The organism is Pseudoroseicyclus aestuarii, assembly GCF_003217255.1.
GTDB classification, from domain to species: Bacteria; Pseudomonadota; Alphaproteobacteria; order Rhodobacterales; family Rhodobacteraceae; genus Pseudoroseicyclus; species Pseudoroseicyclus aestuarii.
In genome coordinates, this window is sequence record NZ_QJTE01000010.1 from 1 (window position 1) to 10552 (window position 10552).

The following is a 10552-nucleotide window of genomic DNA, read 5'->3' on the forward strand; positions in this document are numbered from 1 at the left end:
TTGAACTCGCGGCTGAATGTTCGTCTCTTCATCGGAAAACTCCAATCCCATGGTCACGATCTTATCGTCGTGTCCACGGGACCGGCAGCATCCCATGGGGCTCAGGTCAAAGGATACAACCTATGTTGTCGCGGCGAACTTGGAAGCCGGCGACACCGGATCGTCCGGGGGCGTTAGTTAGAGATCCACTCTTGGGTGATGATTGCCACTTTTAACAAGTTCGCCCCCGGCACAAGTCTCTCGCGGAGGTCGTCTCGATGCGGCTACGGCGATGGTGTCTTTTAGATCTGACCTGCCACGGAATTTTCATCCAGTCGCGACCGGAGCCCGGTTATTGTTTACGCCGTTCGGCGCAGGGTTAGCAATTGCCCGACGCGCGGAACTTTCATCTCGCGCGGCGGGGCGGGCGATTGCGGTGGTCAGGGCTCGCGCGTAGTCAGCCGGGGTCTGGTAGTCCAAAGCCGAATGCGGGCGCTCGGTGTTGTAGTCGGCAGCCCAGGCCGCGATGACGGCACGAGCGTGAGCCAGGTTCCGGAACATGGTCTCATTTAGCAGTTCATCCCGCATCCGACCGTTGAAGCTCTCTACGAAACCGTTCTGCATGGGCTTTCCCGGCGCGATGTAGTGCCATTCGATCCGGTGCTCGGAGCACCATCGCAGGATCGCGTTACTGGTCAGTTCAGTCCCGTTGTCGCTGACAATCATGCCGGGTTTGCCGCGGCGCTCGATCACGGCCGACAGTTCACGGGCGACACGACGCCCTGATATCGAGGTGTCAGGGATCGCCGCGAGACATTCACGGGTGACATCGTCGACCACGTTGAGCACCCGGAAGCGCTGGCCGCCCGCGAACTGGTCATGGACGAAATCCAGCGACCAGCGCGCATTGGGCCGCGCCTCGACCAGGATCGGGGCTCGCGTCCCGACAGCCTTGCGCCGGGCCTTCCGCTTGCGCACCGTCAGCCCCTCCTCGCGGTAGATCCGGTTGATGCCGGAAGGCTCGCCCTCACGGCGCAGCAGCACGAAGAGCCGCCGATAGCCGCACCGCCGGCGTTCGTTGGCCAGCTCCCGCAGCCGCCCGCGCAGCACCGTGTCCGGCGCACGCTGCGCCTGATAACGGACCATCTTGCGATCCGCTCCGACGATCCGACAGGCCCGCCGCTCCGACAGACCGCAGGCGGTCCGAAGGTATGCGACCGCTTCGCGCTTCACGGCGGGCCCTACCATCTTTTGCGACCAGATCCTTCATCGCAGCCAGATCCAGCATCTGCTCGGCCAGCAGCTTCTTCAGCTTCGCGTTCTCATCCTCGAGTGTCTTCAGCCGCTTGGCCTCCGACACCGTCATACCGCCGAACTTGGCCTTCTAGTTGTAGAAGGTGCCTTCCGACATGCCGTGCTTGCGGCACAGATCGGCGCGCTTCGCGCCTGCCTCGTGTTCGCAAAGGATGCCGATGATCTGCTCGTCCGTGAATCTCGTTCGCTTCATTGTCCGTCCTCAAGTTGGGGCGGACTCTAATCGGCGGTGGAGGAAAAATCCCGTGGCAGGTCAACTCCACGACCCGCTATCGTTATGAGAGCACGAAACGGCCCTCCGTATCCGGACCTCTACCGTCGAGCTTGACTGTCACGGTATCACCGCGTCGCGATGCTTCGATCCTGTGGGACGCACCGTTGAGCCGAAGCTGTGCCGTGTAGCTCGGCCAGTGGTCGGGCAGCGCCGGGGTGATCCTGAGATGCGTGCCATCCTCGAGCGCAATCCCGAGAATGCCTTCGACGGCGGCGCGGTACATCCAGCCGGCGGAGCCGGTATACCATGTCCAGCCGCCACGCCCCAGCTTGTCGGGGGCGCCGTAGACGTCGGCGGCGATGACATATGGTTCGACGCGGTAGGTCTCAGCGGCCTCGCGGCTGTCGCTGTGATGGATCGGGTTCAGCATCGAGAACATGCGGTAGGCGTCGCTGCCGCGCCCCATGCGGGCCAGCGCGTAGATAAGCCATATGGCGGCGTGAGTGTACTGGCCGCCATTCTCGCGCACACCCGGCGGATAGGCCTTGATGTACCCGGGTTCCTTGTGCGTGCTCGCGAAGGGCGGGCTGAACAGACGCAGGATCCCGGCGTTCTCGTCAGCAAGGTGTCCGAGGGCGGCGTCGACGGCCCGAGAGGCACGTTCGCCGTCCGCCGCACCGGACAGCGCGGCCCAAGATTGCGCGATGCTGTCGATGCGACACTCGTCGCTCTGATCGGAGCCCAGGGGCGTCCCGTCGTCGAAGAAGCCACGCCGGAACCACGCGCCGTCCCAACCTGAGTCGTTCAATGCCGTACGCAGGGCATCCCGATGCGTCGCGAAACGGTCGGCCATGGCGCTGTCGCCCCGGGCGCGTGCGAGCGGTTCGAACTGTGCTAGTGTGTCGTAGAGGAAGAAGCCGAGCCAAACGCTTTCTCCCAAGCCCTCTTCGCCGACCCTGTTCATGCCGTCGTTCCAGTCCCCGCCTAGGATCAGCGGCAGACCATGCTGGCCCGTCCGCTTGATGGCCAGCGTCAACGCCCGGACGCAATGCTCGTAGAGCGGTTCGCTGAAGGACGACTGATCAGGGACGAAAAACTTGTCGGAATGGCCTTCCGGGATTTCCGGGCCCTCCAGGTAGGCGATACTTTCATTCAGGATCCCTCCGTCGCCGGTCATCCGAAGGTAGCGGGCCGTCATGTGCGCCAGCCAGACCACGTCGTCCGAGATCGTCGTGCGGACACCCGCGCCGGTCTTCGGAAGCCACCAGTGCTGGACATCTCCGTCGCGGAACTGGCGGCCCGCTGCGTTAAGGATCTGACGCCGGGCGAGCGAGGGGTCCTGAAGGATCAGTGCGCCAGTGTCCTGCAGCTGGTCGCGGAAGCCGAATGCGCCCGAGGCCTGGTAGAACGCGGATCTGGCGCGAATGCGACAGCCGAGGTTCTGGTACGGCAGCCAGGTGTTCACCAAAAGATCGAAAGAGCGATCCGGCGTCTCGACCTGGAGCGTGTCGAGGATTGCCGACCATTCCCGCTCCGTTTCGACCCGAGTGATCTCGGCACGTCCGTCGGACAGGATATCGGCGATGATGGCCGCAACGTCCTGTTCCACGGTGTCGATCAGGGCGAAGACGATCTCCGCTCGTGACCTTGGCTCGAGGAGGAGGTGAGAGACGATTGCCCCGCAGGGATCGGCGTCTGTCCGGGTCGTGGAAGCGGGGCGCACGCCGGCCATGGCGGCGGGTCGAGCAAGATCAGGCTCCGGGCCGAAGAACGCGGCGCGCGAGGCCGTATGCCAATCGAAACCCAAGCTGCTGGCCATCACCGTCGCACGGCCTTGGAAATCTCCGCTGAATGGATTGGTCAGGACAAGTGCACCGGTCGCGGCGTCGAGCCTGCTCTGGATCGTCGTGGCGCTCTTCGCCCGGTCGTTGCCGAGGATCGGTTCAAGATAGTTCGCGACGTCGAGGCTGAGCTGCCGGTCGGACGTGTTCGTCAGCGTCAGCCGCGTGATCTTCGCGGGGTGGTCGCGGTCCAGGGTCTGAACGGCGTCCACGTCCAGCCATCCGTTTCGGCTGCGAAAGATCGAGTATCCCAGCCCATGTCGTGTCTCGAAGATCGCGCGCGAGTCCTCCGAAACGGCCGCGAAAGGGGTCGCGAAGGCACCGGTGTTTCGGTCGCAGATGTAGATCGCCTCGCCAGGGCGATCGATCACGGGGTCGTTGGACCACGGCGTGATCTGGTAGTCGCGCGAGTTCGCCGCCCAGGTGTAGCTGGTGCCCTCGGCCGAGACATGGAAGCCGAAATCCTCGCGGGCGATGACGTTGATCCACGGGTGCGGCGTTCGCTCGCCCTGCGCCAAGTGCACCACGTATTCGCGGCCGTCCTCGGAAAAGCCGCCCAGTCCGTTGGGATAGAGGAGGCTGTCGCGGTCGAACGGCTGCGGATCGTTTTCAACCCGGCGTCGAGGCGCTGTCGGAACAGAGGGCGCAGGGCGGAAAGACGATGCGGCCAACTCGCTTTCGATCCGGGTCAACTGCTCGCCAAGCTTGCCGTTGCGCGCGTGCAGGACGACACGCGCCGCGGCCAGGACGCGGCGCCACATCTGCGGGGGCATCTGGTCGCGCCGCAGCGTGAAGGTCTCGTTCCGGCTGCGATCACCCCGGCCTGTGGACCTGGCGGTGTCCACCATCAGGGTGATCGCGCCCTGCAGATCATCGACATAGCTGTGGTCGCGTTCGTTAATCACGACCAGGTCCATCCCCACGCCGCGGGCGATGAAGTACTCCTGCATCCGCAGCGCCGTCTGAAGGATCGGAAGATCTGTCTCGATGTCGATCCGCAGGACGAAAAAGGGACGATCCCCCGACAGGCCAAGACCCCAGAGCTCCGACTGAGGGGCCAAGTCGGCCCGGATAGACTGGTCCTGCGTCGCGAGTGCCGAGGACGGGTAGATGACATGCGCCGCCAGCTTGCGGAAGACCTCTGCCTCGGCAAGGCTGGTGTCGAGGTGGCGCAGCTGCACCTGGCTGCGCGACCACGCCAGACGCTGCTCGTGGTCGAAGGTTTCTGCGTGACAATAGTGCGCCAGAGCGCGGCGCAACTCATCCTCGGTCTCGGCGACGATGGTCCAGAAGGTCACGGAGATCGGCTTGCCGGGCTGGAGATTGATCTCTCGGCGCAGCGAGAAGATCGGGTCGAGCGTGTATCCCGCGTGGCCCTCCAGCCGGTCGCGGTCCATCGCGGCGGCAGTGCCGAGGGTGCGGCCCCGCCCGACGAACGCGCGCCGGTCCGTCTCGGCCTGACCTGTGTGGGCATCGGATCCGCCGCACAATACATGGCCGAGGTAGAGCGGCGTGTCCCCGCGCATCCGGGCGTTGCGTCTGGCAATTACCACGGTGCCGTTGCGCTCGATCGAGGTCTCGACGAACATCTTGGAGAATGCCGGATGCGCGCGGTCGGCGGCATCATCGGTCAGGACGATCTCGCCGTAGGTGGTCGCGTCCAGAACGCGCGGCGCATCCCCGGTATTGGTCAGCGTCAGGCGATATCCTTCGGCGTTAGACTCGGTCGCCACGATGGTCTGCAGGTGGGAATCGATCCCGTGCGCGGTCTTGAAGAACTCGACCTTGTGGTCCGAAATGATTGTGGTCGCGACCTCTGAGGCTGCCTGTTTCGGTGCCGTGGTGGTGGACCACCATGCGCCAAGCGCCCGGTCACGAAGGAATACGAAGGCGCCGTCGGTCTCGAACAGCGGGTCCGGTAGCCAGCGCGTCACGGCCCGTCGTCCGATCCGCGAATACCCGCCGCCGGTGGCGGTGATCATCTTGGTATAAGTCCCGTTCGACAAAAGCCCCAACGCGCGCTGACCGCTGGCGGGATCAAGGACGACGGTCTGACCAAGGGGGGCGACCAGTAGGTCGCGAGCGTCGTCGTTCGCCTTGCCCGCCTGGGTGATCGGAACGATCTCTCGCGGCGATTTCTCCTGCAGAAGCAGTTCCGCCGCCTCAATGACGGGATCGGAATGGAAGCGGTCGCGGTGGATGCCTTTCATCAGCACATTGGCGATGGACACGATACTCATGCCATGATGGTGGGCCATCACGTTGTACACGATTGCGTGGCGGCTTGTCTCCGGCACGCGCTTTCGGGTGAAGTCGATGGCGTCGTAGTAACCGTATTTACCGAACGCCTTGAGCGTCTTGAGGCGCCGCAAATTTGCCATCGCCTTGTCGGGCGCGACCTGCGCCGCGAGGATCGAAGCATAGGGTGCGATGACGATGTCTTCGGAATAGGATCGCTTCAGCGCGAGCGTTGGTTCGCCGAACGCGTAGTACTGGTAGTTCATCTCGCTGTCGCGCCCGTTGAAGGCAGACTCCGAGACACCCCATGGCACCGAGTGACGCCGCCCCTGATCGATCTGGATCGCAACGGCAGCGGCACTCGACTGGTTCAGAATGCTGCCCGATCGTTCGCGCATCACCAGCGGCGCCATAAGATACTCGAACATGCTTCCCGACCACGACAGAAGCACACCGTGCGATCCGATCGCCGTCACGGGGCGCGCCAGGCGGAACCAATGTTCCTTGGGGATATCGCCCTTGGCGATGGCGAAGAAGCTGGCCAGCCGCGCTTCGGAAGCCAGCAGGTCGTAGCAGGACTGGTCCAGCTCGTTAGTGTCGGCCCGGAAGCCGATGGACAACAAGCGTTTCTGCGGGTTCATGAGAAACCCGAAGTCCATAGAGAACGCGATTCCCCGGGCCTGCTCGGCCAGTGCGGAAAGGCGGGCGGCCATCGGGCCCATCTCGGCGGCGGGCTCCTCGATTTCTCCGTTGATCGCGTTGCAGGTCCGGACGAGCGCGCCAGCCCACCAGGCCACCTCCACTCCAACCGATCCGCCCAGCTCCGTGTCGTAGGCCGACGCCAGCATCGAGATGTCGTTGGCGATGACGGTGAGGTTGATGGCACGCAGCCCGACCAGCGCGGGGTCGTCAAGCGCCGCGGTGTAGCGCTTCTCGAACCCTGCGATCCGTTCGTCCAGCCGCTGGCGAAGGGGACGGATCGCCGCACGGTCGTCCGGGATCTGGCCCAGGCAGTCGCGCAGGACGCCGAGCGTGTCGTTCAGGCCCTGCAGCCCGCTGATCCGGTGGACGAGAGGATTTCGCGCCCATGTGGCCAGTGCCGAGGAAACCGTGATCAGGTGGCCGGCAAAATTCCCGCTGTCGACGGAGGAGACATAGGCCGGCGGAAGCAGTTCGAGACTGGTCGTGTCGTACCAATTGTAGAGATGCCCCTTATGCTTCTCCATCCTCTCCACGGTCTCGAGCGTGAGGGAGATCCGCCGGATCGCATCGTTCAGGCTGATCCAGCCGAAATCCCGCGCACTGACGATCGACAGCAGGTATAGCCCGATATTCGTGGGCGAGGTGCGCCGTGCCAGCTTGAGTTCGGGGTCGATCTGAAGATTGTCGGGCGGCAGGTGGTTCGTGTCGGCAGTGACGTATTCCTCGAAGAACCGCCAGGTGACGCGGGCGATCCGGCGCAATTCGGCTGCGTCGGCGGTCGACACGGTCAGGTCGTCCTCCGTCGATAGGGTTTGGCTTGCCCTCCAGGCAACCGCCGGTGCGGCGACCCACAGAAGGCAGAGAATCGCCGCGACCGGGATGTTCTGCGGGTTGAAGACCAGGACGAGGCCGAATGCGATTGCACCGATGCCCACAGACGACGCCATCGCGACGGCATAGCGCGAGAGTCCGACCCGCTGGGCCGAAGCGGGCGCGCTGGCGGGATTCCATTGCAGCATGTTCCGGCCGGAGATCCAGGTGCGGTGCGAGCTGCGGAGGATCGCGTCCACCATCACCACCGCCATATGCGCCAGAAGACACAACCGCATGGTTACCGCGGTCAGGTGCCCGAGCCCTTCGCGCGCCAGCGTACGCAGGTGCCGGACCGAAGAGACCGAGGGCTGCGACGGCAGAAGCCCGGCGTTGAACGCCATGATCGGCCAGATCATCATTGTCGCGACCAGCAGGAGCTGCCACACGATTGCCGCGTGATCCGGCAGGAAAAGCCATCCCGCAACAGAGGCCGCGATCCAGCTGGGCGGTACAAGCGACCGGCGAAGGTTGTCGATCATCTTCAAGCGCCCGACCCCGTTCAGGGGTATGTCGGCCGAGAAGATGATTGGCAGGAGCTGCCAGTCACCCCTAACCCAGCGGTGCTGCCGCGCGCTGTCGGTTAGGTAGCTGACCGGGAAGTCCTCGACGACCTGAACGTCCGACACCAGCGCCGTGCGCGCCAAAGAGCCTTCGACAAGGTCGTGCGACAGGATCAGGTTCTCGGGAAGCCGGTGTCCCACGGCCGCCTCGAACGTGCGGACGTCGTAGATCGCCTTGCCGGTGTAGGACCCCTCGCCCAGAAGATCCTGGTAGAGATCGGAGACCGTGAAGACATACGGATCCAGCCCGCGGTCTGTCGAGAAGATGCGCTGGAAGAGCGAGGCGTTCTGGCCGGTGGTCAGAGACGGTGTAACGCGCGGCTGCATCACCGCGTATCCCTCGACAACGGCGCCTGTTGCCAGGTCGATCACCGGGCGATTGACGGGGTGCGCCATCTTGCCGACCAGCGCGTGAACGGTACCGCGCGGCAGCCTCGTATCGGCGTCGAGCGTCAGGACGTAGCGCACGGACGATGCTTGCGGAAAATCTGGCGCGATCAACGAGGTGTCGGGGTCGCCCAACAGGAAGCGGTTCAGTTCGATCAGCTTGCCGCGCTTGCGCTCCCACCCCATCCAGACGTTTTCGCGGTCGTTCAGGGTTCGCCTGCGGTGTAACAGGTGGAACCGATGCTCGCCGCTGGCGGCATACTTCGAAGACAACTCCTCGATCCGCGCGCGGGCATAGTCCAGAAGGGCGCGGTCCGCGTCCGTCTCCTCGACATCGCTGTCGATCCAGTCTGACAACAGCGCGAAGCTGATCGCGCCGGGCTGGTTGGACAGGTGATGCAGCTCCAGCGTGCCCACGAGCACGTCGATGTCATCTCGCCCGGTGAGGAGGCATGGCACAACCACCAGGGTTCGCTGATTATCCGGGACGCCGTCCGTGAAATCGAGCGCGGGGATGTGCTGCGGTCGCAGGAACCGGGTCATGAAGATATGGACGAGGCCCGCGGCAGCCTCGGACGCCGGTAGCAGGGCCAGGACGAACATCACGATCTGCCACTGTGTCTGCGATCCGGCGATTGCCGCGATGGACCAGGCGATGAGCAGCGTCACCAGCACCTGCGGTCCCGCGGCCCCAAGCCAGCCAAGCCGGCGATAGGACCGCCCGAAAGCTTCGCGCGGCGTAGGGTTGTAGCCGCACGCCTGCTCCAGCCTGGCTTGCTCTCCGCCCACCAGAAGCGCGCCGACATGCGGCCCGCCGTGGGTCGCGTCGATGGCCAGGTCCGCCACGGCGATTTCGGTCAAGCCCGAGCGACGGGACAGGCGTTCCACGGCGGTGCGGTATGAATTGCGCGTCTGCTTTTCCAGCCGCCCGTAGATCGGATCGCGACGCAGGACCTCGTCAACCTTGCTGACCCCCTCGAACCAGTCGAGCCAGTCGATCTCATCGCTGGTCCTTAGGCTGCGGATGATGTTGCCGACCGTCACGTTGCCGGAGGACTGACGTGCCTCATCCGACGCGACGACCTGCCCGGGGTCGCCGCCAGTCGCCCGCACCTGTACCTCGAGCCACCGAAGTGCCCGGTCGGACGCCGCGCTGCCGTCGCGCATGCGGTAGAGGAACTGAGCCGAAAAGGCATCGAACCGGGCCTTGTCCTCGTAAGCGGCCAGGGTCTTGGAGATGTCGATGCCGTTGGCCGCGATACTGTCGGCGAGAGCGTTCGCATCGCGACGCAACGCGCGCGACCGCTCTACCCTGTCCGACAGGCGCCGGAGGTTCTCGAGCAGGACGAAACGCATCAGCGCGGGCACGGCCCAGAGTTCCGCGATCGTCAATGTCTCTGCCGTCTGGAACCCGTGGACGAGCTCCGACAGCGTCTCCTCGTGCAGTTCGGAATTCGTCGTCGCCACATAGACCCAGCAAAGTGCCAGGACCCTCGGCAGGGTCGTGCCTTCGATTGTCAGGATGGGGAGGCGCGCGTACATCTTCGGCGCAAGATCCCGGCGCAAGTGGCGGAAGCTCTCTTCGACGATGTGGTGGTTGTCGATCAGCCATTCCCCGGCAGGCGACAGAATCTCCTTCTTGGTCGAGGCTGCCATCGCCGAGATGTAATTTGCGAGCACCGCATCCTGGTTGGCGCGCAGCCGCTGCTCGAAGCGGATTGGCCTGTACGCCGGCAGCGACTCGATCCGCCCCATCGCCAAATCGTTGCCGACGTCGTGCAAACCGTCTCCGGTCCAGAACTCGACCCTGATGGGCGTGGTACTGATACCCTCGTGAAGGAAATCACCCGGCGCAGCTTTGTTCATGGGATGTTCGCAGCAGGCGTAAACGGGCCGCTTCCGTTTGCCCCAGACGATTACGAGGCGACATGCTTCTAACGATCTGGGCCCGCATTTGTCGCAATGGCCGGGCAAAAAATCTTTCGGCGTCACGGATCGATTATGGAAAGCGTCACAATAGAGGTAGACGCGCAAAATTTAGGCAGAGCGGCGGGAAGCAATGTGCTGTGCTCCCCGGAATCTCCTCCACGAGGAACTAGCGTCTGGCCCGACGAGAGGAGTCGGACGGACGAATCGATCGCGATTCAGCGAGGAGCGGATCATCGCGATGCTGAAGGAGCGTGGTCGACACACCGCGTCGACGGGATGCCTACGGCCGATGTCTGCCGCAAGCATGGGGTCAGCTCAGCCACGTTCTACGAATACAAGGCGAAGTATGGCGGGCTCGAGGGCGAGCCTTTTCCGCCATTGGTCCGAGGACAATGGCGAGCGATGCCCTGCGGCTGAGGGCGCTCGAGGAGGAGAGCGGCAAGCTCAAGAAGCTGCTGGCCGAGGCCATGCTGGACAATGCGATCCTGAAGGGTGTCGCGGCAAAAGAATGATAG

Annotated in this window: 1 protein-coding gene and 2 pseudogenes; 1 reads left to right on the plus strand and 2 read right to left on the minus strand. The window is 64.1% G+C overall.

All coding sequences use genetic code 11. From position 1 onward, the window contains the following. Positions 1–306 precede the first annotated feature (306 nt). Both DFP88_RS15705 and DFP88_RS15710 read right to left on the minus strand, forming a co-directional pair. A pseudogene (locus tag DFP88_RS15705) lies at positions 307–1486 on the minus strand (IS3 family transposase). An 82-nt stretch (positions 1487–1568) separates the two neighbouring features. Continuing rightward, complete coding sequence (locus DFP88_RS15710; protein WP_110815658.1) at positions 1569–9974, minus strand: glycoside hydrolase family 94 protein; 8406 nt, start codon at positions 9972–9974, stop codon at positions 1569–1571. 301 nt (positions 9975–10275) lie between these two features. Here DFP88_RS15710 and DFP88_RS17570 point away from each other — a divergent pair. After that, positions 10276–10404, plus strand: a pseudogene (locus tag DFP88_RS17570) (transposase); the annotation flags it as partial. Positions 10405–10552: the final 148 nt, after the last annotated feature.

Excerpts from the sequence above, each read along its gene's own strand:
- DFP88_RS15710 (WP_110815658.1), bottom strand. The coding sequence starts at position 9,974 with ATGAACAAAGCTGCGCCGGGTGATTTCCTTCACGAGGGTATCAGTACC.